This is a genomic window from Pseudomonas sp. NBRC 111119, assembly GCF_001320125.1.
Lineage (GTDB): Bacteria > Pseudomonadota > Gammaproteobacteria > Pseudomonadales > Pseudomonadaceae > Aquipseudomonas > Aquipseudomonas parafulva.
Genome location: NZ_BCAV01000013.1, coordinates 1 through 26,251 on the forward strand (window position 1 = coordinate 1; position 26,251 = coordinate 26,251).

The 26,251-nt window shown below is 63.4% G+C and carries 27 protein-coding genes; 12 read left to right on the top strand and 15 right to left on the bottom strand.

Annotated features, from left to right (window positions below):
• Positions 1-50: 50 nt before the first annotated feature.
• Positions 51-2,237, bottom strand: coding sequence for a patatin-like phospholipase family protein (locus APH25_RS05785; protein WP_060481383.1), 2,187 nt, complete (start codon positions 2,235-2,237; stop codon positions 51-53).
• A gap of 67 nt (positions 2,238-2,304) precedes the next feature.
• Here APH25_RS05785 and APH25_RS05790 point away from each other — a divergent pair, with 67 nt between their 5' ends.
• Positions 2,305-2,586: a SelT/SelW/SelH family protein gene (locus tag APH25_RS05790; protein WP_028635475.1), complete on the top strand. Its 282-nt coding sequence runs from the start codon at positions 2,305-2,307 to the stop codon at positions 2,584-2,586.
• On the opposite strand, the gene APH25_RS05795 is transcribed toward APH25_RS05790, so the two are convergent.
• Complete coding sequence (locus APH25_RS05795; protein ID WP_060481384.1) at positions 2,587-3,477, bottom strand: DMT family transporter; 891 nt, start codon at positions 3,475-3,477, stop codon at positions 2,587-2,589.
• 127 nt (positions 3,478-3,604) lie between these two features.
• Here APH25_RS05795 and APH25_RS05800 point away from each other — a divergent pair, with 127 nt between their 5' ends.
• A complete protein-coding gene (locus APH25_RS05800; RefSeq protein WP_060481385.1) occupies positions 3,605-4,411 on the top strand; it encodes a UDP-2,3-diacylglucosamine diphosphatase in 807 nt (268 codons plus the stop codon).
• Between the two features lie 3 nt (positions 4,412-4,414).
• On the opposite strand, the gene APH25_RS05805 is transcribed toward APH25_RS05800, so the two are convergent.
• Complete coding sequence (locus APH25_RS05805) at positions 4,415-4,726, bottom strand: DUF962 domain-containing protein (RefSeq protein WP_028635478.1); 312 nt, start codon at positions 4,724-4,726, stop codon at positions 4,415-4,417.
• 152 nt (positions 4,727-4,878) lie between these two features.
• Between APH25_RS05805 and APH25_RS05810 the strand changes: the two genes are divergently transcribed.
• Positions 4,879-5,940, top strand: coding sequence for an AraC family transcriptional regulator (locus APH25_RS05810; protein WP_060481386.1), 1,062 nt, complete (start codon positions 4,879-4,881; stop codon positions 5,938-5,940).
• On the opposite strand, the gene APH25_RS05815 is transcribed toward APH25_RS05810, so the two are convergent.
• Positions 5,897-7,351 carry a TrkH family potassium uptake protein gene (locus APH25_RS05815; RefSeq protein ID WP_028635480.1) on the bottom strand — a complete coding sequence of 485 codons (1,455 nt, stop codon included), beginning with the start codon at positions 7,349-7,351 and terminating at the stop codon, positions 5,897-5,899. The two genes, APH25_RS05810 and APH25_RS05815, sit on opposite strands and share 44 nt — an antisense overlap.
• Positions 7,352-7,502: 151 nt before the next feature.
• On the opposite strand from APH25_RS05815, the gene APH25_RS05820 reads away from it, so the two are divergent.
• Positions 7,503-8,057 (top strand): nitroreductase family protein, encoded by a 555-nt coding sequence (locus tag APH25_RS05820; protein WP_060481387.1) that lies wholly within the window; start codon positions 7,503-7,505, stop codon positions 8,055-8,057.
• Between the two features lie 15 nt (positions 8,058-8,072).
• On the opposite strand, the gene APH25_RS05825 is transcribed toward APH25_RS05820, so the two are convergent.
• The 5 genes from APH25_RS05825 to APH25_RS05845 all read right to left on the bottom strand — a co-directional run bounded on the left by APH25_RS05825 (position 8,073) and on the right by APH25_RS05845 (position 11,761).
• Positions 8,073-9,413 (bottom strand): cell wall metabolism sensor histidine kinase WalK, encoded by a 1,341-nt coding sequence (locus APH25_RS05825; RefSeq protein ID WP_060481410.1) that lies wholly within the window; start codon positions 9,411-9,413, stop codon positions 8,073-8,075.
• 69 nt (positions 9,414-9,482) lie between these two features.
• Complete coding sequence (locus APH25_RS05830; RefSeq protein ID WP_028635483.1) at positions 9,483-9,899, bottom strand: Spy/CpxP family protein refolding chaperone; 417 nt, start codon at positions 9,897-9,899, stop codon at positions 9,483-9,485.
• A 179-nt stretch (positions 9,900-10,078) separates the two neighbouring features.
• A complete protein-coding gene (locus APH25_RS05835; RefSeq protein ID WP_060481388.1) occupies positions 10,079-10,756 on the bottom strand; it encodes a response regulator transcription factor in 678 nt (225 codons plus the stop codon).
• A gap of 110 nt (positions 10,757-10,866) precedes the next feature.
• Positions 10,867-11,166, bottom strand: a complete 300-nt coding sequence (locus APH25_RS05840) for a YciI family protein (RefSeq protein ID WP_060481389.1) — start codon at positions 11,164-11,166, stop codon at positions 10,867-10,869.
• Position 11,167: 1 nt separating this feature from the next.
• On the bottom strand, positions 11,168-11,761 hold the full coding sequence (locus APH25_RS05845) for a septation protein A (RefSeq protein ID WP_060481390.1): 594 nt from the start codon (positions 11,759-11,761) through the stop codon (positions 11,168-11,170).
• Between the two features lie 67 nt (positions 11,762-11,828).
• Between APH25_RS05845 and APH25_RS05850 the strand changes: the two genes are divergently transcribed.
• The 5 genes from APH25_RS05850 (at position 11,829) to rluB (ending at position 16,136) form a co-directional block, all read left to right on the top strand.
• Positions 11,829-12,689: a PHP domain-containing protein gene (locus APH25_RS05850; RefSeq protein ID WP_060481391.1), complete on the top strand. Its 861-nt coding sequence runs from the start codon at positions 11,829-11,831 to the stop codon at positions 12,687-12,689.
• A 13-nt stretch (positions 12,690-12,702) separates the two neighbouring features.
• On the top strand, positions 12,703-13,332 hold the full coding sequence (locus APH25_RS05855; protein WP_156333140.1) for an L-threonylcarbamoyladenylate synthase: 630 nt from the start codon (positions 12,703-12,705) through the stop codon (positions 13,330-13,332).
• Positions 13,333-13,457: 125 nt separating this feature from the next.
• Positions 13,458-14,183, top strand: a complete 726-nt coding sequence (locus APH25_RS05860; protein WP_177331157.1) for a ScpA family protein — start codon at positions 13,458-13,460, stop codon at positions 14,181-14,183.
• Positions 14,170-14,934, top strand: coding sequence for an SMC-Scp complex subunit ScpB (gene scpB / locus APH25_RS05865; RefSeq protein ID WP_060481394.1), 765 nt, complete (start codon positions 14,170-14,172; stop codon positions 14,932-14,934). The genes APH25_RS05860 and scpB overlap by 14 nt, the downstream gene beginning before the upstream one ends.
• A 149-nt stretch (positions 14,935-15,083) precedes the next feature.
• Complete coding sequence (gene rluB, locus APH25_RS05870) at positions 15,084-16,136, top strand: 23S rRNA pseudouridine(2605) synthase RluB (protein WP_028635491.1); 1,053 nt, start codon at positions 15,084-15,086, stop codon at positions 16,134-16,136.
• A 380-nt stretch (positions 16,137-16,516) separates the two neighbouring features.
• On the opposite strand, the gene APH25_RS25435 is transcribed toward rluB, so the two are convergent.
• Positions 16,517-16,729 carry a hypothetical protein gene (locus tag APH25_RS25435; RefSeq protein WP_156333141.1) on the bottom strand — a complete coding sequence of 71 codons (213 nt, stop codon included), beginning with the start codon at positions 16,727-16,729 and terminating at the stop codon, positions 16,517-16,519.
• A gap of 68 nt (positions 16,730-16,797) precedes the next feature.
• On the opposite strand from APH25_RS25435, the gene APH25_RS05875 reads away from it, so the two are divergent.
• Positions 16,798-18,216 (top strand): amino acid permease, encoded by a 1,419-nt coding sequence (locus APH25_RS05875; protein WP_161629601.1) that lies wholly within the window; start codon positions 16,798-16,800, stop codon positions 18,214-18,216.
• A gap of 75 nt (positions 18,217-18,291) precedes the next feature.
• On the opposite strand, the gene APH25_RS05880 is transcribed toward APH25_RS05875, so the two are convergent.
• Positions 18,292-19,176, bottom strand: a complete 885-nt coding sequence (locus tag APH25_RS05880) for a LysR substrate-binding domain-containing protein (RefSeq protein ID WP_060481395.1) — start codon at positions 19,174-19,176, stop codon at positions 18,292-18,294.
• Positions 19,177-19,326: 150 nt separating this feature from the next.
• Here APH25_RS05880 and APH25_RS05885 point away from each other — a divergent pair, with 150 nt between their 5' ends.
• On the top strand, positions 19,327-22,347 hold the full coding sequence (locus APH25_RS05885; RefSeq protein WP_060481396.1) for an FAD-binding and (Fe-S)-binding domain-containing protein: 3,021 nt from the start codon (positions 19,327-19,329) through the stop codon (positions 22,345-22,347).
• 82 nt (positions 22,348-22,429) lie between these two features.
• Here APH25_RS05885 and APH25_RS25850 read toward each other — a convergent pair whose 3' ends face one another.
• The 3 genes from APH25_RS25850 to phhA form a co-directional block, all read right to left on the bottom strand.
• Entirely contained in the window at positions 22,430-22,558 is a 129-nt protein-coding gene (locus tag APH25_RS25850) for a hypothetical protein (RefSeq protein ID WP_256217485.1), read from the bottom strand.
• Positions 22,559-22,717: 159 nt separating this feature from the next.
• Positions 22,718-23,074, bottom strand: coding sequence for a 4a-hydroxytetrahydrobiopterin dehydratase (locus APH25_RS05890; protein WP_028635495.1), 357 nt, complete (start codon positions 23,072-23,074; stop codon positions 22,718-22,720).
• Positions 23,075-23,113: 39 nt separating this feature from the next.
• Positions 23,114-23,902, bottom strand: coding sequence for a phenylalanine 4-monooxygenase (gene phhA, locus APH25_RS05895; protein ID WP_060481397.1), 789 nt, complete (start codon positions 23,900-23,902; stop codon positions 23,114-23,116).
• Between the two features lie 253 nt (positions 23,903-24,155).
• Here phhA and APH25_RS05900 point away from each other — a divergent pair, with 253 nt between their 5' ends.
• A complete protein-coding gene (locus APH25_RS05900) occupies positions 24,156-25,724 on the top strand; it encodes a sigma-54-dependent transcriptional regulator (protein WP_060481398.1) in 1,569 nt (522 codons plus the stop codon).
• A gap of 86 nt (positions 25,725-25,810) precedes the next feature.
• Here APH25_RS05900 and APH25_RS05905 read toward each other — a convergent pair whose 3' ends face one another.
• Positions 25,811-26,065, bottom strand: a complete 255-nt coding sequence (locus APH25_RS05905; protein ID WP_028635498.1) for a DUF2790 domain-containing protein — start codon at positions 26,063-26,065, stop codon at positions 25,811-25,813.
• Positions 26,066-26,251: the final 186 nt, after the last annotated feature.

Below are 26,251 nucleotides of genomic sequence, written 5' to 3' on the forward strand. Positions count from 1 at the left end.
CCTGCTTCGCGGTTAACCCGCTCTCACAGGGGCATAGCGTCCTTGCGAGCCTAGAACGTCTGGCCCAGGTTCAGGTACACCGCCTGCTCGTGGGCACTGTTGGCGCCGTAGGTGAAGGTAAGCGGCCCGAGTGGTGTTTCCAGGCCCAGGAAGAGGCTAGCGGCGTTGATGTAGCCACTGTCGAACTCATTGTCGTTGTTCCAGGCCCGGCCGCGCTCCAGCGAGCCGCCGATGTACAGCGGGAAGTCCAGCGGCACATACGCCTGCGAGGTCAGGCGGCGGTAATACACCATGCGCATCAGGCTCACGTTCTGCCCGGTCACCGAGCCCTGTCGGAAACCAGACAACTCCCGCGCACCGCCCATCACGAAACTGGAGGTAACCACATCGGTGGCATCCAGCGTGCGTCCATAGCGCCCGCCCAGCACGAAGGTATTCGGCCCGCTGCTGATGGCCTTGTCCAGGTTGAACAACCATTGACGATAGTTGACGTCGGAGTCCAGTGACGTGTCGAACTTGCGCAAGCTCAGGCTGATGTCTTCGCCATGGTGTGGAAAGTAGACGTTGTCCAGCGTGTCGAACGAGTACTTCAGCTCATAGAACCCTTCATTGAAACTGACCTTGGGCAGGTCCTGGTCGCCAATACGCACTTCGGCCTGGCCCCAGGCTTTGCCCGCACCCAGGCGCACTTCGCCGTTGTTGCCGATCTGTCGGCCTACGTTGATGCCAAATCCATACCGCTCCAGGCGGTACTCGGCAATGGGGTCGTTTTGCAATGAAGCCACGATGTTGCTGGAGCCCATGTCCAGGTACGGCGCCACGAAGTAGCGCGAACCGGCGTCCAGGGGTTGATAGAACTCGCTGTACAGCGCTTGCTCATCACCGATCTGGCCACGGGTCAGCCACTCGGCCCCCAGGCTGTTGATGCCGTTCACCCGGTAGCTGGCGCCCAGGTTGAAGGCGCTTTCCCCACGCAGGTCGTCCGACAGGTTGAGGCCCAGGCGCAGGTAGTCGGTGCCGCCGCGGCGCCCGCGCGCGTTGATCACCAGGGTATTGTCATCACCCTTGTGCACCACCCGGTATTGCACCCGGTCGAAGTAATCCAGGCCGTACAAGGTGCCCATGTCGGTTTCCAGGTGGCTCAGCTCCAGCGGGGCACCGATCGGTTGGCGGATGTACGAACGGATGACCTGATCGCTCACCTTCGAGTCGTTTTCAATCTTGATGGCGGTAATCACAGGGGTGCGCTGGTGGGGCGAGCGAGCCACCGCCAGCTCGCCGTCACCTTCGGGGCGGGCCAGCGCAGCCAGGCGCGGAGCCAGCAGGCTGGCGGCGCGGTAGCCGGCATCGATCATGTCCCTGGCGCGGCTGAAATCGGCCACGCCATAGGCAGCCAGTGGCGGTTGCACGAGGATGTCGTCACGGCGCAGGTTGGCCAGCTGCGCCTCGGAGTTGCGCCGGGTCATGAGGGTGATCGACTGGGTGAGCACGTCGACCACCGTCAACAATTGCTTGCGGTCACGCAGCGGGGTGCCGATATCGACCACGATGGCCACGTCTACCCCCATGTCCCGGGCCACATCCAGCGGAATGTTGTCCACCATGCCGCCGTCCACCAGCAGGCGGCCATCCAGTTCTACGGGGGCGAATACTGCCGGGATGGACATGCTGGCACGGATCACCTGGGGCAGGTGACCTTGGCTGAACACCACTTTTTCGCCACTGGCGATGTCGGTGGCCACGGCGCGGAACGGGATCGGCAGCTTGTCGAAGTCCCGCGTGTCGGCGGTGTGGGCCAGCTTGCTCTCCAGCAGCAATGCCAGGTTCTGCCCCTGGATCACCCCCAGCGGCAGGCCCAGGCTGCCATCGTCGCGAAAGCTCAGCTTTTGCCGCACCAGAAAGTCGCGGTCGTCCTGCTTGCGGCGAAACGGCACGTCTTCGCGAGGGGGCGCGTCAGAGAGCGCCTGCTGCCAGTCGAGGGTGGTGGCCAGGTGTTCCAGCTCCTGAACGCTGTAACCCGACGCATACAGGCCGCCCACCACCGCACCCATGCTGGTGCCGGCAATCGCATCGATATGCACGCCCTGTTCCTCCAGCGCCCTCAATACGCCGATGTGGGCCAGGCCACGGGCCGCACCGCCAGACAACACCAGGCCGACTTTAGGCCGGGCAGGCTCGGCGGCCATTGCCGTGAAACAGGCGAAGGTAAGCAGCAGGCAGAACAGCGAACGGCGCATCGTAGGTCTCAAACCGGAGGCGAAAGCCCGCTAGTATAAGCGGCCACCCACCTGGAGACCCGCCACCATGGCCGAAAGCAAACCGGAAATTGTCATCACGTATTGCACCCAGTGCCAGTGGTTGCTGCGCGCCGGCTGGCTGGCCCAGGAGCTGCTCAGCACATTTGCCGACGACCTGGGGCAGGTGGCACTGCAGCCTGGTACGGGTGGGGTGTTTCGCATCACCTGCAACGGTGTGCAGATCTGGGAGCGCAAGGCCGATGGCGGCTTCCCCGAGGCCAAGGTATTGAAGCAGCGCGTGCGCGATCAGATCGACCCTCAGCGCGACCTGGGGCACAACGACCGCTGATTACCCGTGCCGCGCCTCCGGCCGTTGCTTGGTTGGTTGCGCCGCGCCCTGGCGGCTGGCCAGCACAATGGAGCACAGGATCAGCACGCCCCCCAGCAGCATGCGCGGGCTCGGGGTTTCGGCGAAGATCAGCCAGGCCAGGGCAATGCCGTAAATGGGCTCCATGCAGAACACCAACGCCGCTGTACGCGCCTTGACCACGCCAAGGCTGGCGACGAACAGGCTGTGGGCCACCCCCGTGCAGAAAACCCCGAGCAGGCCCAGCCACACCCAGTCCATGGCCGTGACCTCGGCCAGGTCAGGGGTGGCGAAGGGCAACAGGCACAGCCCGACCACCAGGTTCTGCCACAGCGCGGCCTGCACCGCTGGCAGGCCACCTGAGCGTGCCCGGTTGGTGAGCGACAGCAGTGAAAACAGCAGTCCCGAAAGCAGCGCCCAGAGCAGGCCCCCAGTGGCTTCGCTGGCAAGGTCGAAGGAAGGTGTTACCAACACCAGCCCAACGCTCACCAGCAGTACCAGTACCGCTTCTTTAGCCCGGATGCGCTCGCGGAACAGCAACCCTTCGAGCACTACGGTAAAGGCCGGGAAACTGGCGAAGCCCAGCGTGGCGATGGCCACGCCGCCCACCCTCACAGCGATGAAAAAACTCACCCAGTGCCCGGCCAGCAGCAGGCCGCCGAGCAGCAATTGAAGGCTGTCCCGGGCGCAGGGCCGGCGCCAGCCGGGGCCGGCAAGGCTGGCAAAGGCCGCCAGGGCCAGTACTGCAAAGCCCGCCCGGCCAAACACGATGACCGACGGGCTGGCGCTGGCGGCCAGCTTGCCGAGCACGCCGGTCAGGCCGAAAAACAACGCGCCTATGTGCAAGGCGCCCAGGGCAGTGCGGTGGTTCATCGAGCAGTTTCCTCAGGCAGGCAGGGCATTGTGCATGATCCGGCCCCTGCCATCATCGGTCACCGTTTTGCCATGGCACTGTCATACCCGCCTGCCAGTCTCCAGCAAACAGCGCCGGAGCCTGCCCATGACCCATGCCGAACTGTCCTGCCCCTCGCGCAAGCAGCGGGTGCGTACCCTGTGGATCTCCGACGTGCACCTGGGCACCCGTGACTGCCAGGCCGAGCACTTGTCACGGTTTTTGAAGGCTTATCAGGCCGACCGTATCTACCTGGTGGGTGACATCATCGACGGCTGGAAGCTGCGTGGCGGCATCTACTGGCCGCAGGCCCACACCAACGTCATCCGCCGCCTGCTCACCATGAGCAAGCGGGGTACGGAAGTTATCTACGTTACCGGCAACCATGACGAGTTTCTGCGCCGTTATTCAAAGCTGGTACTGGGAAACATCCAGTTGGTGGACGAGGCCGAGCACCTGACCGCTGACGGCCGCCGCCTGCTGGTGGTGCACGGTGACCAGTTCGATGTGATCACCCGCTACCATCGCTGGCTGGCGTTTCTCGGCGACCGCGCCTACGAGTTCACCCTGGTGCTCAACCGATGGCTCAACCACTGGCGTGCCCGGTACGGTTACGGTTACTGGTCGCTGTCGGCTTACCTCAAGCACAAGGTCAAGGGCGCGGTGAACTTCATCAGCGACTTTGAGCAAGCCATCGCCCACGAATGCACCCGCCGTGGCTTTCACGGGGTAGTGTGCGGGCACATCCATCACGCCGAGATGCGCAAGGTAGGGCGAGTGGAGTACTTGAACTGTGGGGATTGGGTCGAGTCATGCACCGCGCTGATCGAGCATTGGGATGGCACGATCGAACTGTATCGGCTGGCCGAGGCTCAGGTGGGCGCAGGGGTGCAGAAGGCGCCTGTTCAGGTGTGAGGGCTACAGCCGAACCTTGCCCAACAGCACATCCCTGAACATGGCGAAATCACCGATCAGGCTGTAGAGCGGGTAGGTGAAGGTGGCTGGCCGGTTTTTTTCGAAGAAGAAATGCCCGACCCAGGCGAAGCCATAGCCCACCACCGGCACTGCCAGCAGTAGAAGCCATTTGCCGCTGCCCAAGGTGTAGGCCAGCAGGGCGATTACCAGGCTGGTGCCAACGAAGTGCAGGCGGCGGCACGTGGGGTTGCTGTGCTCGCCAAGGTAATATGGGTAGAACTCGGCAAAGCTGCGAAATGGCGCGGTGGGGTGCATGTCAGTGCTCCGGGGTGGGACTTCTGGACGGGATGCACGGCGTGGAGCCTGATTCGAGTCTAGAGTCATTGGCGGGGCCGACCAGTGACAATAGGCGCCAATTGAGTATCCTTGGGGTTCACCGCAGGCGCGGTCAGGATAAGAAGCATGCCATGAGCGAAAGAACCACGTCAGCCAGCTGGGCATCAGGGATCGTGAAGGCGCTCGAGCTGGAGGGGCTGGACTGCCAGGCCATGTTCCGGCAATTGGGGCTTGATTTTGCCGCCCTCGACGACCCTGACGCACGCTTTGCGCAAGATTCCATGACCCGGCTTTGGCAACTGGCCGTCGAGCTCTCGGGCAACGAGGCCATCGGCCTGAACATGGCGCGCGTGGTACGGCCCGCTTCGTTCCACGTGGTGGGCTACGCCTTGATGTCCAGCCGTACCCTGGCGGAAGGTTTCGAGCGGCTGGTGCGCTACCAGCGCATCATCGCCGAAAGCTCCGACCTGAGTTTCATCCTTGGGGCCGAGGGCTATTCGTTGATCCTGACCGTGCATGGCGATCACCTGCCGCCGACCCGGCACAGTGCCGAGGCGTCCCTGGCCTGTGCGCTGGCGCTGTGCAAATGGCTGAGCGGCCGGCCGGTGCAGCCGCGCCGGGTTTTGGTGCAAGGCCCCCAGCCGAAAAACGTGGAACCGTACAAAGTCGCCTTCCATTCGCCCCTGGTTTTTGGTGCGCCTCACGATGCACTGGTGTTCGAGCGCGCCGACATGGAGGCACCGCTGCCGACCGCCAACGAAGCCATGGCCGTGCTGCATGACCGTTTTGCCGGCGAGTACCTGGCACGCTTTTCTGAAACCCGAGTGACGCATCGGGTGCGTCAGGTGCTCTGCCGCATCCTGCCCCAAGGGGAACCGAAGCGCGAAACCCTGGCCCAGGCCCTGCACCTGTCGCAACGCACGCTGCAGCGGCGCTTGCAGGAAGAGGGTACCAGTTTTCAGTCGTTGCTCGATGACACCCGGCGCGAACTGGCCGAGCAGTACCTGGCCCAGCCTGGCATGACCCTGCTGGAAACCGCCTACCTGCTGGGCTTCGCCGACCCCAGCAATTTCTACCGGGCCTTCCGCCGCTGGTTCGACACCACCCCCACCGAATACCGCGCCCGCCTGGGTACCCAGGCCGATGCGGTCAGTGACGCCAGAATGCAGGCATGCACAACACCAGCACGGTAATGATCTCCAGACGCCCCAACAGCATGCCGCTGGCCAGGATCCACTTGGCGGCATCTGGCAGCTTGGCGTAATTGCCCGATGGGCCGATCACCTCTCCCAGCCCAGGCCCCACCCCGGAAACGGTACCGGCAGCGCCCGTGAGCGCGGTCATCCAGTCCACGCCCAGCAGCGACAGCAGCAGCGCCATGACGCAGATGGTGATGGCGAAGAAAAACGAGAACGTGAGAATGGAGCGCACGATTTCTTCGTCCAGGCGGTGGCCGTTGTACTTCTGCTTGATCACCGCACGCGGGTGGATCAGCTGGTTGAGGTTGGCCTTCAGCAGAATGTAGGCCACCTGGAAGCGGAAAATCTTGATGCCCCCGGCGGTTGAGCCGGAGCAGCCGCCGACGAAGCCCAGGTAGAAGAACAGCATCAGCGAGAAGTTGCCCCACAGGCTGTAGTCGCCCAGGGCAAAGCCGGTGGTGGTGACCACCGACGTGACGTTCAGCGCAACGTGCCGCAGGGCGTCGAGCCAGTGCAGGTTGGTGGTGTACCAGTACCAGGTGCCCAGCACCAGCCAGGTGGCCACCAGCATGCCGAGCAGGCCCTGCACCTGCTGGTCGCGGATCAGCGCGCCGCGGTTGCCGCGCAGGGTGGCCACATACAGGGTGAACGGGAGGCTGCCAAGAATCATCACCACCACGGCCACCCAGTGCACGGCAGGGATGTCCCACTTGGCCAGGGATTGGTCCGAGGTGGAGAAGCCACCGGTGGAGATCGCCGACATGGCATGGTTGATGGCGTCGAACGGGCTCATGCCGGCCCACCAAAAGGCCAGCGCGCCCAGTATCGAGAAGCCCACGTATACCGCCACGATGGACTTGGCCACCATGTGCGAGCGTGGCATGACCTTCTCCGAGCGGTCGGAGGATTCGGTCTGGAACAGCCGCATGCCACCGATACGCAGCAGCGGCAGGATCGCTACCGCCATGGCGATGAAGCCGATACCCCCCAGCCAGTGCAGCATCGACCGCCACATCAGGATGCCGGGCGACATGGTGTCCAGCCCGCTGAGCACGGTGGCGCCGGTGGCGGTGATACCGGACATGCTTTCGAAGAAAGCGTCGGTGTAGCTGATGTGCTGGGTAAGCAGAAACGGCAACGCGGCGAACACGCAGACCACCAGCCAACTGCATACCGTCAGCAGGTACATGTCACGCGGGCGCAGGTGCACGTGCTCGGGGCGCCCCGGGATGACCAGCGCCAAGCCTGCCAAGAAGGTGATCAGGCTCGACCACAGGAACGACGGCATGTCACTGGTACGTTCGAAGATCACCAGTGTCGCCATGGGGACGGCCATGCCCACCGCCAGCGTGATCAGGAAGATGCCGATGATGAAACCAATGATCCTCAGGGTCGGCAACGCCATGTACTGTGCTCGGGCTCGGAACGGAAGGGCGCCATTCTACCTGCGAGGCGCGCAGGCTCAAGCCCAATCGGCAGCTGCCTGCCTTGCTGCTTGCAGCTTGTGGCTTGCAGCCTGAGAATGACCGCACATTCAATTATCAGGAGGGTAGCCGATGGAGGCTCTCGACGCATTGCTCAACCGTGTTTCCGTGCCACGCCTGACCGACCCGGCGCCCAATGAGGCCCAGCGTGAAGCGCTGTTCCAGGCCGCCTTGCGTGCGCCGGACCATGGCCAGTTGCGGCCTTGGCGGTTCCTCACCATCGAGGGTGCCGCGCGCGAGCGTTTGGGTGAGCTGTTCGCCGAGGCCGTGAAGGGCAAAGGCGAGGCGACCGAGGCGGCGCTGGACAAGGCGCGAGCGATGCCGCTGCGGGCGCCGCTGCTGATCGTGGTGGTCGCAAGCCTGCAGGATCATTTCAAGGTACCGAAATCCGAACAGCGTCTGGCTGCCGGCTGTGCGGCGCACGGTATCCTCATTGCCGCCCACGCCCAAGGTATCGGTGCGGTGTGGCGCACCGGTGACCTGGCTTTCGATGCGCATGTGCACCACGGCCTTGGCCTTGCGGACAATGAAGAGCTGATCGGCTTCCTGTACGTGGGTACCCCGCTGAACGAGCCGCGTACGGCGCCCGTGCTGCAAACCGCCGATTTCGTCAGTACCTGGGGCTAGGCAGCGGCCCTTGCCTCAACTGCCCGCGGCCTCGGCCACTGGCAGCTCCAGTGTCGCCACAAAGCCTCCTTGCGGGTGGTTTTCCAGCGTCAGGCCGCCGCCATGGCGCTCGGCCGCCTTGCGGGCGATGGCCAACCCAAGGCCGTGGCCTGGGGCTTCCTGCCCAGGCGCGCGGAAGAACGGTTCACCCAGCCGCGTCAGGTGCGCCGCCGCCGCGCCTGGGCCGTGATCACGCACGCTCACCCGCACCTGATCGCCTTCGCGTTCAGCGCGCAACTCCACGGGCTGGCCTGGCGGGTTGAAGCGCAGTGCGTTGCGCAGCAGGTTATCCACGGCGCGCTCAATGAGCGTGGGCCAGCCCTGCAGGGTCAGGCCCGGCTGCGCTTCCAGGCGCACGTCCTGTTCGGGGGCGCTTAGCAATGCGTCCTTGCGCACACTACCCAGCAGGGCATTGAGGTCGACCGGTTCGGCATGGGCCTGGTCGGCATCGACCCGGGCCAGGGTGAGAATCTCGCTGATCAGGTCTTCCAGCCGGTCACACTCGCGGGCCAGGCGTGGCCATAGGGCCTCGCGCTGCTCGGGGTCCGCCCGTTCGGCCAGGGCCAGGGCAATGCGCAGCCGGGCCAGTGGCGAACGCAGCTCGTGAGACACGTCGCGCAGCAACTGGCGTTGGCTGCCGATCGTGCTCTGCAGGCGCGCGCCCATCTTGTTGAAATCCTGCGCCAGTACGCCGAACTCGTCGCGCCTGGCTGCCAGTTGCGCCAGGCTGTTCTGCTGGTAGGTGGTCTGGCCCAGGTCATGCACCGCGCTGCGCAGCCGGCTTAGAGGGCGGGTGATCGACAGCGTTACCAGCAGGCTGAACAGGGTCAGCACCACCAGCGCGATCCCCAGCGCACTCAGTGGCCACAGCAGGCTCTCGCGGTGCCAGGCGTCCAGGGCCGGGTGTGGAATGCGGTAGATAAGCAGGTAGGAGTTGCCCGACTTGGGGCTGGTGTATTCCTCGGTCAGCCGACGCCACGGCAAGCGGCGTTCATCATTGTGCTGGCGTGCCTCCAGTGCGGCGGCCCGGCGCGGGAAGGTGCCGGGGACCACGGCATCGCCGCTGTCGTCCAGCACCTGCACGTCGATCTTGTAGCGGTCCTTGCGCCGCTCCAGAAAACGCTGCGCCGGGTCTACACCCTCTTGCTCGTAGTGCTTGGCCCACTGGCTGGCCAGGGTATTGAGCCCTGGGTGACGGCTGAGTATCCAGGCGTCCTGGTTGAGCATGTGCCCCAGCAGGATCGACAACCCTGCCACAAGGGCGATGGCCAGCCAGAAACTGGCCAGAATGCGCCAGAACAATGAACGCACGAACACCTCCACAAACGGTAAAAGCCCGCCGCGCACCAGGCTGGCCTGATGCGGGGCGGGCGTCGAGTTGAAAGCTTACTGGGCCTTCTTGGCTTTTTCAGCTTTCCAGGTCTGGAATTCCTGCCATTCGGCGCGTTTGGCTGCGCGTTCTTTCTGCAGTTCGTCGAACTTCTTCTGCTGGTCAGGCTTGAGCAGGTTGCGTACGGCGCTGTCGGTCTTGTCGCGGCTGGCCTGCAGTTCGTCTTTCATGGCCTTCTGGTCGGCAGCCGGCAGCTTCTCCAGGTAACGCTCGGTGATGTCGCGACGCTGCTGCATTTGCTCGCCCATCAGTTTGCCCACCTGTTCGCGTTGGTCGCGGGTCAGGTCCAGCTCATGGAAGGCCGGGCCGCCGCGGTGGTGCGGGCCGTCCGGGCGTGGGCCGCCATCAGGCATGGCCATGGCCACGGTTGGCAGGGCGGCGGCGAACAGCAGGGCGGTGAGGGTCTTGCGCATGGTGTCTCTCCTTTCATAGGCCGGCAGTGACCGGATGAGCACAGTCTAGGGCGGTGACCGTCAAGCGCCGTCAGTGCAGGGTAAAGGAAAGGTAAAGGGGCAGGGGGCGCTGCAAGCCGTTTGCGCACGGCCTACTGTTTGTTGTTTATTGCAGTGCATTGCTCACTGCGCGTAATTGCTCACTGGGCGTAGTAGTAACCGCGGCTGCGCAAGGCGACGATACGCGGGCGCCCGTCGGCATGGGGGCCGATTTTCTTGCGCAGGTTGCTCACATGCATGTCGAGGCTGCGGTCGTACAGGGTCAGCTTGCGGCCAAGGCCGATCTGCGCCAGTTCCTGCTTGTCCAGCGGCTCGCCCGGCTGGCGCAGCAGGGCCTCGAGAATCCGGCTTTCGGACAGGGTAAGGGTCATTTCCCGACCGTCGATACTGGCCACGCCCCTGGCGGGGCTGTACACCAGGTCACCCAGCTCCACCTGGCTGCTGGTGGCGGTGGGGTGGCTGCGGCGCAACACGGCGCGCAGGCGCGCGGTGAGTTCCCGTGGGTCACAGGGTTTGGCCAGGTAATCGTCAGCACCCAGCTCCAGGCCCAGGATACGGTCCAGGGGCTCGCCCCGGGCAGACAGCATCAGCACCGGCAGTTCGGCGTGTTCGCTGCGCAGTTGCTTGAGCAGCTCCAGGCCGCTGCCATCGGGCAGCATCACGTCCAGCACCACGGCGGCCGGCGCCTGATCGGCCAGCGCCTGGCGTGCGGCCTGGCCATCGTGGCAGGCGCGCACGCTGAAGCCTTCCTGGGTCAGCCAGCTGGCGAGCAGGTCGCACAGCTCCTGGTCATCATCAATCAGTAACAGCTCGCTCATGACTCACTCAATTCAACCATTGACGGCGACTCGTTGGTCCGCCAGTGGCAAAGATACCGCAGTCCTAAGGCCCGCGTGCAACTGTGACCGGCGTGGCGCCGCCAGGGCGATCAAGGCATAACTTGCTTGAAGGGTTTGACCACGACCTGTTCGTACACGCCCGCAGCGATGTAGGGGTCGGCATCAGCCCAGGCCTGGGCGGCGGCAAGCGAATCGAATTCGGCAACGATCAGGCTGCCACTGAAACCGGCGTCGCCCGGGTCGTTGCTGTCGATGGCCGGGTGAGGGCCGGCCAGCACCACACGGCCTTCTGCCTTGAGCTGCTGCAGGCGCTCGATGTGCGCAGGGCGTGCAGCCAGGCGTTTTTCCAGGGAGTTGGCGACGTCGCTGGCGATGATGGCGTAGAGCATGTCAATCCTTGGGTTTGGAGGTAGAGGGGTCATCGTGCAGGTGGCGGGACAGGTACACGCCCTGTGCCACCAGGAAGAGCACGGTCATGCCCAGGCTGCCGAACACCTTGAAGTCCACCCAGAAGTCCTGGAAGGTGAAGGCGACGAACAGGTTGGCGGCACCGCAGAGCACGAAAAAGCCTATCCAGGCCAGGTTCAGGCGCGTCCAGATGGCATCTGGCAGGGTCAGGGCATGGCCCATGATGCGCTTGATCAGCACCCGGTCACCTATGAAGTGGCTGCCCGCGAAGGCCAGGGCGAACAGCCAGTTCACCACGGGTGCCTTCCACTTGAGGAAGGTTTCGCTGTGGAAGGTGAGGGTAAGGCCGCCGAACACCAGGCAGGCGACCAGCGTCAGCCACTGGCCCTTTTCCAGCCTGCGCTGGCGCAGGAACAGGGCGCCGTAGACCACCAGCGAACTGACGATGAGCATCGCCGTGGCGCTGTAGATGCCGCCAAACTCGAAGCTGTGCCCACCCAGTTCGACAGGGCGCGGGTCCAGCTTGTAGACGATGAAGAACAGCAGCAGCGGGATGAAATCGATGAATTGTTTCACAATGGCAGCCAGAACCGGGATGTGACGGCATAATAACAAACATCGATTCCAGCGAAAGCGCTACTCCATGAATGTTGATCTGCACTGTCACAGCACGGCCTCCGATGGCGCCCTGTCGCCTTCGGTCCTGGTCGCCCGGGCCTTCGAGCATGGGGTGCGAACGCTGGCGCTCACCGACCATGACACCCTCGAAGGCCTGCCCGAAGCGCGTCAGGCCTGCCAGTCGCACGGCATGCACTGGGTCAGCGGGGTGGAGTTGTCCTGCACCTGGGGTGGCGCCACCATCCACGTGCTGGGGTATGACTTCCCGCTGGACGCCCCACCGTTGCTGGCCGCCATCGAGGCACTGCACCGCGGCCGCTGGCTACGCGCCGAAGAGATCGACAAGCGTCTGGCCGCCAAGGGCATGCCCGGCACGTTGCAAGGCGCCCGCCAGGTGCAGCATGAGCTGGGCGACAGCGGCAATGCGCCGGCGCGCCCGCATTTTGCCGAATACCTGGTACGGGCCGGGCACGTCAAGGACCGCGGCGAGGCGTTTCGCAAATGGCTGGGGGCCGGCAAGCTGGGCGACGTCAAGCAGCACTGGCCCACGCTGGAGGAAACCGTTGCCACTCTGCGGCAGTCCAATGCTTGGGTAAGCCTGGCCCACCCGATGCATTACACGCTGACACGCAGCAAGCGCAGACGGCTGATAGCCGACTATATTCAGGCAGGTGGACAGGCGCTTGAAGTGGTCAACGGCATGATGCCCGCCGAGCAGGTGGGTACCCTGTCCATCCTTACCCGTGAATTCGGCCTGCTGGCAAGCGCTGGCAGTGATTTCCACGGCCCCGGCACCTGGGGCGAGATCGGTGCCTACCGGCCTTTGCCCGAGGACCTGCCACCTCTGTGGCGCCGTTTCAGCCATGAACAACCAATGTCGGCATGAACAGGACGAGTACGTGAGCCAATTTTTCCAGATTCATCCGGAGAACCCGCAGGATCGGCTGATCCGTCAGGCGGTGGAGATCATCCGCAAGGGTGGGGTGGTGGTGTACCCCACCGACTCGGCCTACGCCCTGGGCTGCCAGATCGGTGACAAGGCCGCCATCGAGCGGGTCCGGCGCCTGCGCGGGCTGGACAAGACCCACAACTTCACCCTGATGTGTTGCGACATGTCGCAGCTGGGGCTGTACGCCAAGGTCGACACCGGCACCTTCCGCTTGCTCAAGGCCCATGTGCCGGGCCCTTACACCTTCATTCTGAACGGTACCCGCGAGGTGCCGCGCCTGTTACTGCACGAGAAGCGCCGCACCATCGGCCTGCGCGTGCCGGACCACGCCATCACCCTGGCGCTGCTGGCAAAACTGGGCGAGCCGCTGATGAGCGTGAGCCTGATTCTGCCCGGCGACGAAGAGCCGATGACCGACCCGTACGAAATCCGCGAACGCCTGGAGCATCATGTGGACCTGGTGATCGACGGCGGCTATGGCGACCTGAAGGCTTCCACCATCATCGACCTGTCTGGCGACGAGCCGGCGCTGATCCGCGAAGGTTGTGGCGACCCGGCGCCGTTCCTGGTCAGCGCGTGAACCCGGTATCAATGCCTGAGGCCCCGGCCCCCCAGGCCGAGGTGCCCAGGCAGCTGCAACTGGCGCTGGTGTATGGCGAGGCGGTCACCGAGCTGCCGCTGGACCTGTATATCCCGCCCGATGCCCTGGAAGTCATCCTCGAAGCCTTCGAAGGCCCGCTGGACCTGCTGCTGTACCTGATCCGCAAGCAGAACATCGATATTCTCGACATCCCGGTGGCGGAAATTACCCGACAGTACATGGGGTACGTCGAGTTGATGAAAAGCGTGCGCCTGGAGCTGGCTGCCGAGTACCTGGTGATGGCGGCCATGCTTGCCGAGATCAAGTCGCGCATGCTGCTGCCGCGCGCTGTCGACGTGGATGAAGAGGAGGGCGACCCGCGCGCCGAACTGATCCGCCGGCTGCAGGAGTACGAGCGGTTCAAGGCCGCCGCCGAGGGCATCGACGGGTTGTCGAGGGTGGGGCGCGAGGTGCTGGTGCCGTGCCTGGAGGCGCCGCAGGCCAAGGTGCGCAAGCTGCTGCCCGAAGTCAGCCTGGAAGAACTGTTGTTTTCCATGGCCGAGGTGATGCGCCGCAATGACCTGTTCGAAAGCCATCAGATCACCCGCGAAACCCTGTCGACCCGCGAGCGCATGAGCCAGGTGCTCGAGCGCCTGAAAGGCGGGGGCTTCGTACCCTTTGTCGAGCTGTTCACGCCGGAAGAGGGCAAGCTGGGGGTGGTGGTCACCTTCATGGCCATTCTCGAACTGGTGAAGGAAACGCTGGTGGAACTGGTGCAAAATGAGGCCTTCGCCGCCATTCATGTGCGGCTACGCCCGGCCTCTGTTGAAGAACTCGATGAACCTGAATGAACCGCGCGACTTGGCGTCGCTGATTGAAGCCTTCCTGCTGGCCTCGGGCAAACCCCAGTCTCTGGAGCGCCTTTACGAGCTGTTCGAAGAGGCCGAGCGCCCCGAGCCGAGGGTGTTCCGCCAGGCACTGGAGGTGCTGGGCAAGTCGTGCCAGGGCCGCGCTTTCGAGCTCAAGGAGGTAGCCAGCGGTTACCGCCTGCAGATTCGCGAGGCGTATGCCCCCTGGGTGGGCCGGCTGTGGGAAGAGCGCCCCCAGCGCTACTCGCGGGCGCTGCTCGAAACCCTGGCCCTGATCGCCTACCGCCAGCCCATCACTCGCGGTGAAATCGAAGACGTACGGGGCGTGGCGGTGAACAGCAATATCGTCAAAACCCTGATGGAGCGTGAGTGGATTCGCGTGGTGGGCTACCGCGAGGTACCAGGCCGGCCCGCGATGTTCGCCACCACCAAGGCCTTTCTCGACCACTTCAACCTCAAAAGCCTTGAAGACCTGCCCGCCCTTGCCGCCCTGCGGGAAATGGAGCCCGAGCCGCTGCTGGACCCGGATGACGCACCGGTGCCCGCCCACTTGCAGGCGTTGGCTGATGCCAGCCTTGAGGAAGATGAAGACGCCGCTGCACCGAAGGACGAAACCAGCTTCCGAAGCCTGCTGGTGGAACTCGACGCCATGGAACAGGGGCTCAAGACCGATTTCGACGACCTTCGCGAAACCGAGCCTGCCGCAGAGAGCCCGGGCAAGCTGGAGCCTTGAGCGCTTCCACTGGGCAGAAAGGCCGCGTCTAGCTGTTAAAACCCGCTAAGCTGCGGTGCGTTCCCACGCTGAACCGCGTATGATGCGCGGCCTTTTGGCGCATTCGCTGCCAAATGCCTGTTTTCATTCCTACACCGGGAGGTGCCCAGATGAGTGAGCAAGACCTGCAACAAACCGACATTACCCCACCCGCTGGCGAGAAGCTGCAGAAAGTGCTGGCGCGCATTGGCGTGGGCTCGCGCCGTGACGTCGAGGCCTGGATCAGCCAGGGCCGCATCAAGGTCAACGGCGTTGCCGCTACCCTTGGCCAGCGTGTCGACCTGCACGATGCCATTGCCGTTGACGGCAAGCTGATCAAGCGCGAGGAAGCCGCCGAGGCGACCCGCCGGGTGATCATGTACAACAAGCCCGACGGTGAAATCTGTACCCGTGACGACCCAGAAGGTCGCCCGACAGTATTCGATCGCCTGCCGCGCCCGAAAGAGGGCCGCTGGATCAACATCGGCCGCCTCGACATCAACACCACCGGGCTGCTGCTGTTCACCACCGACGGTGAGCTGGCCAACCGCCTGATGCACCCCTCTTACGAGATGGACCGTGAATATGCGGTGCGGGTGCGTGGTGAGGTGGACGACGAGATGATCGAACGCCTGAAGGCGGGTGTGATGCTCGAAGACGGCCCGGCGAAATTCACCGACATCCAGAAGGCGCCGGGTGGTGAAGGCTTCAACCACTGGTACCACTGCGTGGTCATGGAAGGGCGTAACCGTGAGGTGCGTCGCCTGTGGGAGTCCCAGGGCATGGTGGTCAGCCGCCTGAAGCGCGTGCGTTTTGGCCCGGTGTTCCTCAATTCGGACCTGCCGATGGGCCGCTGGCGTGAAATGAGCCAGGGCGAAATCGACATCCTTGCCGCCGAAGTGGGCTTGCAGCCAGTAGCGCTGCCGACCATGAACCTCAAGGCCAAGGACAAGATGGAGCGCCTGCAGCGCAAGTCGTCCCGCCCGCTGGGCCGTGGCGAGCGCGTGCGCAGCCTGCGCCCTGCACAGGACAGTGCGCCCGAGCGCCCAGCCCGCGAAGAAACCCCGCGCAAGCCCAACCGCGGCAGTGCCGTGGCTGAGCGGCCTAGCGAAATGCGCAAGCGTACCGACAAGCCGCACGGCGACAAGCCGGCCGGCCGTGGCCGCGGCAAGCCACGCGGCTGATCGGCCTCGTTCGGCCTGTGAGATCGAGCGCCGCCAAAGCGGTGCCCGATCTCGCAAGCGCTACCGCACACAGGCAAAATCCCCGCTAGCCTCATCCCCATCACCCGAACCGCAGTAACCTTTCAGGCGACTGGCAAGTTTCCAAACCAGTCTGTAAAAAAAACTATACGCCCACCCCCAGCTTATCCTCGCATTTCAGACTTTTCGTGCCTACGTAAAGAAATATTGCCGCCGCGACGCGGTCTACCTCGCCCATACCCCGTCACCCCCCTCTTGCCCAAACCCCCGCCCCACGGTGTCATACCCCCCATTGCCATGTGCAAAAGCCCGCCACAGAGCCCGGCTGCTAAAACAACAAATGGAGGCGCCATGTACGCCGATCAGCTCGCCTTCAACGGCAAATCCCACAGGAACGCTGCGCTTTTCGCCGAAGAAAAGACGCGATGCGTTGACGCCTGCGCGTTTGCAGGGTTATACAGTGCGCCGCGTTTTACCTGTGACCCCCTTGCGTACCGCGCACTCCTGACCACACCAGGCTGATCCGCCCACGGCGGCACCTCGCTCAGGAAACCCAAGGTAATCACCTTGCCCATTCCGCTGCGCCACGAGCGCGGTGGGTCCGATTCCGTCACAGATAAAAACAATGCAGGTGACTTCGTTCATGACTGAACCCAACATGCATTCAGGCGAGCTCAAGCGGGGCCTGAAAAATCGCCACATCCAGTTGATCGCGCTGGGTGGCGCCATCGGTACGGGGCTGTTCCTGGGTTCGGCCGGGGTGATGAAATCGGCAGGCCCGTCGATGATTCTGGGCTATGCCATCTGCGGTTTCATTGCCTTCCTGATCATGCGCCAGCTTGGCGAGATGATCGTCGAAGAGCCCGTGGCCGGTTCGTTCAGCCACTTCGCCCACACCTACTGGGGCGGCTTTGCGGGCTTTCTGTCCGGTTGGAACTGCTGGGTGCTCTACATTTTGGTAGGCATGTCCGAACTGTCGGCGGTGGGCAAGTATGTGCATTACTGGTGGCCGGAGATCCCGGTCTGGGTCACGGCGGCTGCATTCTTCGTACTGATCAACGCCATCAACCTGATGAACGTGAAGCTGTTTGGCGAGGCTGAATTCTGGTTCGCCATCATCAAGGTGGTCGCCATCGTCAGCATGATCGCGCTGGGCGCCTACCTGCTCACCAGCGGCAATGGCGGCCCGGACGCGAGCCTGACCAACCTCTGGTCCCATGGCGGCTTCTTCCCCAATGGCGTGAGCGGCCTGGTGATGGCCCTGGCTTTCATCATGTTCTCGTTCGGCGGCCTGGAAATGCTCGGCTTCACCGCTGCCGAAGCAGATAAGCCGAAAACGGTCATCCCCAAGGCGATCAACCAGGTTATCTACCGTATCCTCATCTTCTATGTGGGCGCGCTGGTGGTGTTGCTGTCGCTGACCCCGTGGGACACCCTGGTGGCGAGCATCGATGCCTCTGGTGGTAGCTACGGCAGCAGCCCATTCGTGCAGGTGTTCTCACTGCTGGGCAGCGACGTGGCCGCCAACCTGCTGAACTTCGTGGTGCTGACGGCAGCGCTGTCGGTGTACAACAGCGGCACCTACTGCAATGCCCGCATGCTGCTGGGCATGGCTGAGCAGGGCGATGCACCTGCAGCGCTGGCCAAGGTCGACAGCCGTGGGGTGCCCGTGCGGTCGATTCTGGTATCGGCAGCGGTGACGCTGATCGCCGTGCTGCTCAATTACCTGATGCCGGCCAACGCGCTGGAAATGCTCATGTCGCTGGTGGTCGCAACGCTGGTGATCAACTGGGCGATGATCAGCTATTCGCACCTCAAGTTCCGCCAGCACCTGAACCGTAGCGGCCAGCAGCCGCTGTTCAAGGCGCTGTGGTACCCCTACGGCAACTACCTGGTGCTGGCGTTCGTGCTGCTTATCCTGGGCATCATGCTGCAGATTCCGGGCATCCAGAACTCGGTCTACGCGATTCCGGTATGGTTGCTGGTGATGTTCGTTTCGTACGTGGTCAAGTCACGTCGCAGTGCCAGTGCGCAGAACGCGGCAGGCGGCGTAGCGAAGTAAAGCGCCGCGGTCTGGGTAGCCGAAAGCCCGAAGCCCCTACACGGCTTCGGATTTTTATTAGTTGCTGCTGCCCGTTCAGATCTGCGCCAGCAACCAACCTTTGAATGCTTTGAGCGAAGGCAGCCCTTCGTTTCTGGGCGGGTAGATCAGGTAGTAGCTGCGCTCGCTGGCGAAGGCCATGCCTGGGCTGTAGAGCTCGCCTTTTGCCAGTTCATCTTCCACCAGAATGCGCGGCACCAGGCCGATGCCGATGCCGGCCCTTACCGCCTGGATCAGGTGCGACGTCAACTCGAAGCTTGGCCCCAGGCGCATGGCCCGGTGCGGCAGGCCGTGGTGCGAAAACCATTCGCCCCAGGCATGGGGGTTGTTGGCCACGTTCAACAGCACCTGTTCGCTGATGCGCGCGGGCGGCCAGCCCTGGCGATCTGTGGCCGCCTGCGGGGGCAAGATGACCACCAGTTGCTCCGCATGCAGGCGGTGGCAGACCAGCCCTGGCAGGTCATGGGTGGCTACACCGATGGCCGCATCGATTTCGCTGGTGTCGAAGTCGATGGCTTCGATGCGTGAATGAATGTGCACCAGCATGCCAGGGTGCGCCTGGTAGAACGCGTGCAGGCGCGGTAGCAGCCATTTGGAGCCGAACGTGGGCAGGGTGGCCAGGCGCAGGGTGCCGACCCCGGACTGGTAGGCCAGCGCTTGCAGGGTCGCGCTGCGGATGCGCCCCAAGGCCTCGCTGAGTTCGCGCTGATAAAGGCGCCCCACATCGGTCAGCTGGACTTGGCGCCCCTCGCGGCGGAACAAGGTCAGCCCAAGTTGCTGCTCCAGGGCCTGCACCTGGCGGCTTACGGCACTTTGCGTCAGCGAAAGCTCTGCGGCGGCGCGGGTGTAGCTCTGGTGCCGCGCTGCCGCCTCGAAGGCTAGCAGCAGCGACATGGATGGGGTCAGGTGGCGGTAATTCATTCATCAAAGTCATTAATAGCGGCAGGATTATCCGTTTGCCCCTTAGGCGAAACTACAGGAACATGGCCCCCTACGTCATCAGGCCAGCATCGACCCATGCCGGCACGACACTGATCCCGCGAACCGCCATTATTCCGAGGCCATCCATCGATGATCGCCCAGCTGCAAACCGTTGCCCCCACCGCCGATTACCCTGCATTCCTCCAGGCCCTGCGCGACAGCGGCTTTCGTGGCGAGATAAGCGCCGACTACGGCACCCGCACGGTGCTGGCCACCGACAACTCCATCTACCAGCGCCTGCCCCAGGCGGCGGTGTTCCCGCTGGATGCCGATGACGTGGCACGTGTGGCCACCTTGATGGGTGAGGCGCGTTTTCAGGCGGTGAAGCTGACCCCGCGTGGCGGCGGTACCGGTACCAATGGCCAGTCGTTGACCGACGGTATCGTGGTCGACCTGTCCCGGCACATGAACCGCATCCTCGAGATCAACGTGCAGGAGCGCTGGGTGCGGGTGCAGGCCGGTACGGTGAAGGACCAGCTCAATGCGGCCCTGAAACCCCACGGGCTGTTCTTTGCCCCGGAGCTGTCCACCTCAAACCGCGCCACCGTCGGCGGCATGATCAACACCGACGCCAGCGGCCAGGGCAGCTGCACATACGGTAAAACCCGCGATCACGTGCTGGCGCTGCACAGTGTGCTGCTGGGTGGTGAGCACCTGCACAGCCAGCCGATCGACGACGCTGCGTTGCAGGCGGCGTGCGAGGCGCCGGGGCGTGTGGGCGAGGTGTATCGCATGGCCCGCGACATTCACGACACCCAGGCCGAACGTATCCAGGCCACCTTCCCCAAGCTCAACCGCTGCCTGACCGGCTACGACCTGGCACACCTGCGCGACGAGCACGGCCGCTTCAACCTCAACAGCGTGCTGTGCGGTGCCGAGGGTTCGCTGGGCTACGTGGTCGAGGCCAAGCTGAATGTGCTGCCGATTCCCAAATACGCGGTGCTGGTGAACGTGCGTTACGGCAGCTTCATGGATGCCCTGCGCGATGCCAACGCGCTGATGGCCCACCGGCCCCTGTCGATCGAGACAGTCGATTCCAAGGTGCTGATGCTGGCGATGAAGGACATCGTCTGGCACAGCGTTGCCGAGTACTTCCCGGCCGACCCCGAGCGCCCGACCCTGGGCATCAACCTGGTGGAGTTCTGCGGCGACGACCCTGCCGAAGTCAACAACAAGGTGCAGGCGTTCATCGAGCACCTGCGCAACGACACCGGTGTCGAGCGCCTGGGCCACACCCTGGCCGAAGGCGCCGAGGCGGTGACCCGGGTCTACACCATGCGCAAGCGTTCTGTGGGTTTGCTGGGCAATGTGGAGGGTGAAGTGCGCCCGCAACCCTTCGTGGAAGACACTGCGGTGCCACCCGAGCAACTGGCCGATTACATCGCCGACTTCCGCGCGTTGCTCGATGGCTATGGCCTGGCCTACGGCATGTTCGGGCATGTGGATGCCGGGGTGCTGCACGTGCGCCCGGCGCTGGACATGAAAGACCCGGCTCAGGCCGCGTTGGTCAAGCCCATCTCCGACGCCGTCGCGGCGCTGACCCGCCGCTATGGCGGCCTGCTGTGGGGTGAGCATGGCAAAGGCCTGCGTTCGGAATACGTACCTGAATACTTTGGCGAACTGTACCCGTCGCTGCAGCGGCTGAAGGCGGCGTTCGACCCCCATAACCAGCTCAACCCGGGCAAAATCTGCACCCCTGCCGGCAGTAGCGAGGGGTTGACCCGGGTCGATGGCGTGACCCTGCGCGGTGACCTTGACCGTACCATCGATGAGCGGGTCTGGCAGAGCTTCGGCAGTGCGGTGCACTGCAACGGCAACGGTGCCTGCTACAACTATGACCCCAACGACGCCATGTGCCCGTCGTGGAAGGCCACCCGTGAACGCCGGCATTCGCCCAAAGGCCGCGCTTCGCTGATGCGCGAATGGCTACGTCTGCAGGGCGATGCCGGTGTCGACGTGCTGGCCAGCGCGCGTAGCCAGGTGGCCTGGCTCAAAGGCCTGCCGACGCGCCTGCGCAACAATCGCGCCCGCCAGCAGGGAGAGGGCGATTTTTCCCATGAAGTGTACGACGCCATGGCCGGTTGCCTGGCGTGCAAATCCTGCGCAGGGCAGTGCCCGATCAAGGTCAACGTGCCGGACTTTCGTTCGCGCTTCCTCGAGCTGTACCACGGGCGCTATCAGCGGCCCCTGCGTGACTACCTGATCGGCTCGCTGGAGTTCACCATCCCCTACCTGGCACACGCGCCAGGGCTGTACAACGCGCTGATGGGGTCCAGGTGGGTCAGCCGCCTGTTGGCCGACAAGGTAGGCATGGTCGACAGCCCGCTGATCAGCCGCTTCAACTTCCAGGCCACCCTGACCCGCTGCCGCGTGGGCGTGGCTACGGTGCCGGCGCTGCGCGAGCTGACCCCGGCCCAGCGCGAGCGCAGCATCGTGCTGGTACAGGATGCGTTCACCCGCTACTTCGAGACACCGTTGCTGTCGGCCTTCATCGACCTGGCGCACCGTTTGGGCCACCGTGTGTTTCTGGCGCCCTACAGTGCCAATGGCAAGCCTTTGCATGTGCAGGGCTTCCTGGGGGCATTCGCCAAGGCGGCCATCCGCAATGCTACCCAACTGCAAGCGCTGGCCGATTGCGGGGTACCGCTGGTGGGCCTGGACCCGGCCATGACCTTGGTGTACCGCCAGGAGTACCAGAAAGTGCCTGGCCTGCAGGGTTGCCCGCAGGTGCTGCTACCTCAGGAATGGCTGCTCAATGCCCTGCCAGAGCAGGCGACTGGCGCCACGGCCACCTTCCGCCTGATGGCGCACTGCACCGAAAAAACCAATGCGCCCGCCAGTACCCGGCAGTGGGAGCAGGTATTCCAGCGCCTGGGTTTGAAACTGGTGACCGAAGCTACCGGCTGTTGCGGCATGTCGGGCACGTATGGCCACGAGGCGCGCAACCAGCACACCTCGAAAACCATTTTCGAGCAGTCCTGGGCAACCAAGCTGGACAAGGAAGGGGAGCCGTTGGCAACGGGTTATTCGTGCCGCAGCCAGGTCAAGCGCATGACCGAGCGGCAGATGCGTCACCCATTGGAAGTGGTATTGCAGTACGCCCGGGGTTGAGCCCCAGGCGTGGGGAGTGTGAAAACGTGATGACGGGGGTAGCCCGCAGGTCAGCCGTTTTCACACTGTCGGCGCGCGCGTTCTAGTCCTGTTCGGCGCTGGATTGATCGTCACCCTCCTGCTCGCGTGCAGCTGCCGGCTCGGCGTGGGCGGTAACGGTGGGCTCTTCGGGGTTCAGGCTTGGGAAGGGAAAGTTCGGGATTTCATGCATCTCGTCGTTCCTCGCAAGTGTGAGTGAAAAAGCTGCGCCAGGCGCGTGGGAAGCTTCGCAAAGCTGAGGCAGGATACACAAGTCTGGATGACAGTTTCGATTTTTCCCGTTCGCCGGTTGCTATAGCGGGCGGATACCGGACGGATCCGCCCGCCGCCATCACTTGCGGCCTTCGGCGCCCTCGGCGACCTTGTCGGTGCGGGCGCACATGATGAAGTCGTTGCGGTGCAGGCCTTTGATCGAATGGCTCCACCAGGTCACTGTCACCTTGCCCCACTCGGTCAGCAGCCCGGGGTGGTGGCCTTCGGCCTCGGCGATTTCGCCGACCGCGTTGGTGAACGCCAGGGCATGTTTGAAGTTCTTGAACAGGAACACGCGTTCCAGTTCCATATGGCCATCACGGACTTCGATGTTCCAGTCCGGGATTTCGCGGATCAGTTCGGCCAGTTCCTGCTCGGTGACCTTTGGCGCATCGGCCCGGCAGGCTTCGCAGTGGGCTTGGTTCAAGGCGTTCATAGGGTGTTTTCCAGTTCGAGTTGTTATCGGCAGGGCGGCTCAGGCAGCCGCCTTGGGCGGAAACTTCGGGGCGTGCAGGCCCAGCTGCGAAGCTTGCCGGACCATGCCCATGATGTCTTCGTGGGCCAGGTCAAACAGCCGCTTCATGTTCGGCAGTACGAAGTACAACGGCTGCAGAATGTCGATACGGTAGGGCGTGCGCATGGCTTCGATCGGGTCGAAGGCCTGGTGTTCCGGTTCGCCCGACAGGCTGTACACGGTTTCTTTGGGTGACGAGAGAATACCGCCGCCGTAGATCTTGCGGCCCTGCGGGGTATCCATCAGGCCAAATTCGATGGTCATCCAGTACAGCCTGGCCAGGAACACCCGCTGCTCCTTGCTCGCGGCCAACCCCAGCTTGCCATAGGTGTGGGTGAACTCGGCGAACCAGGGGTTGGTGAGCAACGGGCAGTGGCCGAAAATTTCGTGGAAGATGTCGGGTTCTTGCAGGTAATCCAGCTCTTCAGCGGTGCGGATGAACGTGGCCACCGGGAAATGCTTGCTGGCCAGCAGTTCAAAGAAGGTCTGGAAGGGAATCAGGGCAGGTACGCGGGCCACCTGCCAGCCCGTGGTGGCACCGAGCACCTTGTTGATTTCACCCAATTGTGGAATGCGGTCATGGGGCAGGCCCAGCAGATCGATGCCGTCCAGGTACTCCTGGCAGGCGCGGCCTTCGATGACCTTCAGTTGGCGGGTGATCAGGGTATTCCACACCGCATGATCTTGCTGCGGGTAATCGATAAACCCCTGCGCATCGGGCTCTCTTGCCACGTACTGCGTGTGCTTCATGGGTGTCTCCTGGTGAACGCTGTTCTTGTTGTGTTCAGGACATGCATCAGGAATAGCGCTTCCAGGCGGCGGTTGCACCGGGTGATGAGCACCGCATGGGGGTAATGAGCGTGCGATTCGTAACGATTATTTTACAAATCGGGCTAGCCATTGGAAAATCCGCTGCATACAGGCGGTGAATAGCCTGATCTTGGAAAGTTAAATTTACACATTTTTACAGGCTGGATGATAAACATCGGGTCTTGGAGCGCGCATGCGTATCAAAGTGCATTGTCAGAACCGCATAGGCATCCTGCGGGACATTCTCAACCTGTTGGTGGAATACGGTATCAACGTGCTGCGTGGCGAGGTGGGAGGTGACCACGGCAACGCCATCTACCTGCATTGCCCCAACTTGATCAATCTGCAGTTCCAGGCGTTACGGCCCAAGTTCGAGGCCATTGCCGGCGTTTTTGGGGTCAAGCGAGTGGGGTTGATGCCCAGCGAGCGGCGGCACATGGAGCTCAATGCCTTGCTCGGGGCGTTGGAGTTTCCGGTACTGTCCGTAGACATGGCGGGTAGCATCGTCGCCGCCAACCGGGCTGCGGCGCAGTTGCTGGGGGTGCGGGTAGACGAGGTGCCGGGCATGCCGCTGGCGCGTTACGTGGAGGATTTCGACCTGCCGGAGCTGGTGCGGGCCAACAAGTCGCGTATCAACGGGCTGCGGGTCCAGGTGAAAGGGGGGGTGTTCCTGGCGGATATCGCACCGCTTCAATCCGAGCACGATGACAGCGAGGCCCTGGCGGGTGCGGTGCTGACACTGCACCGCGCCGATCGTATTGGCGAGCGCATCTACAATGTGCGCAAGCAGGAGTTGCGCGGCTTCGACAGCATCTTCCAGAGTTCACGGGTGATGGCCGCCGTGGTCCGTGAAGCGCGGCGCATGGCGCCGTTGGACGCGCCATTGCTGATCGAAGGCGAGACGGGTACGGGTAAAGAGTTGCTGGCCCGCGCCTGTCACCTGGCCAGCCCCCGCGGCCAGTCGCCGCTGATGGCCCTCAACTGCGCCGGGTTGCCGGAATCCATGGCTGAAACCGAGCTGTTCGGTTATGGCCCCGGGGCATTCGAGGGCGCCCGTGCGGAGGGCAAGCTGGGGCTGCTGGAACTGACCGCTGGCGGTACGTTGTTCCTCGATGGGGTAGGGGAGATGAGCCCGCGGCTGCAGGTGAAGCTGCTGCGCTTTTTGCAGGACGGCTGCTTCCGAAGGGTGGGTAGCGACGAAGAGGTCTATTTGGATGTTCGGGTGATCTGCGCCACCCAGGTTGACCTGTCCGAACTCTGTGCGCGGGGTGAATTCCGCCAGGACCTGTACCACCGCCTCAATGTGCTGTCCCTGCATATTCCGCCCTTGCGTGAATGCATGGATGGGCTGGACGGGCTGGTGGAGCATTTTCTCGACCAGGCCAGCCGGCAGATTGGTTGCCCCCTGCCACGGCTGGCCGCCGCTGCACGGGAAAAACTGGCTGCCTATAACTGGCCGGGTAATGTTCGGCAACTGGAAAACGTAGTATTTCAGGCGGTTTCTTTATCGGAAGGAGGCGTGGTGAACAGTGAGCATGTACGCCTGCCGGATTATGGTGTCCGTCAACCGTTGGGGGATTTTTCGCTGGAGGGTGATCTGTCGGCGATTGTGGGGCGTTTTGAAAAGGCCGTGTTGGAAAGTTTGATGGGGGAGTTCAAGAGCAGTCGTGCATTGGGCAAACGGCTAGGCGTGTCGCACACGACGATTGCCAACAAGTTGCGGGATTATCAACTCGGCAAGTCGCTGGACTCACGTTATTAACTACGAGGCGTTGAGAAGTTTCCTGTACTTCCTGGGGTGGCAGGTATTACCGCGAAGGGGCCCCGCAGGGCCCCGTTCACACGGTATCACCCATTCGAGCAACCACCGCCCATGACGCGGTATTCAAGGATGTGTCGCTGGCCCTGCGAGTCTTCGTAGGTCATGCGCGCCGGCACCACTTCGCAGACATTGGGTACTTCGCTCAGGGAAATGACGTGGGCGATGTCCAAGTGCTGCGAGTAGCTGTACTGTTCGACCGGAATCTGCTCGGCAACCTTGACGTCGTCGGCCATTGCCGCACCGCACAAGCTGCCAAGTACCAATACCAGTAACGCTTTCATTTTTCGTTTACCTATATAAGGCCGTGAGGGGGCGCACGCGGCACACTGGGCGCCGCGACTGCAGTTGTTGCAATCAGTTACTTTAATAAGAAGATTAACGGTTGCCTGTGTGGGGGCGGGTGTCAGTCGTTAATCCATGTGCCGTTGTTGGCGAGGTGAATTCTAGGGCGACGGTTAAACTTGAAA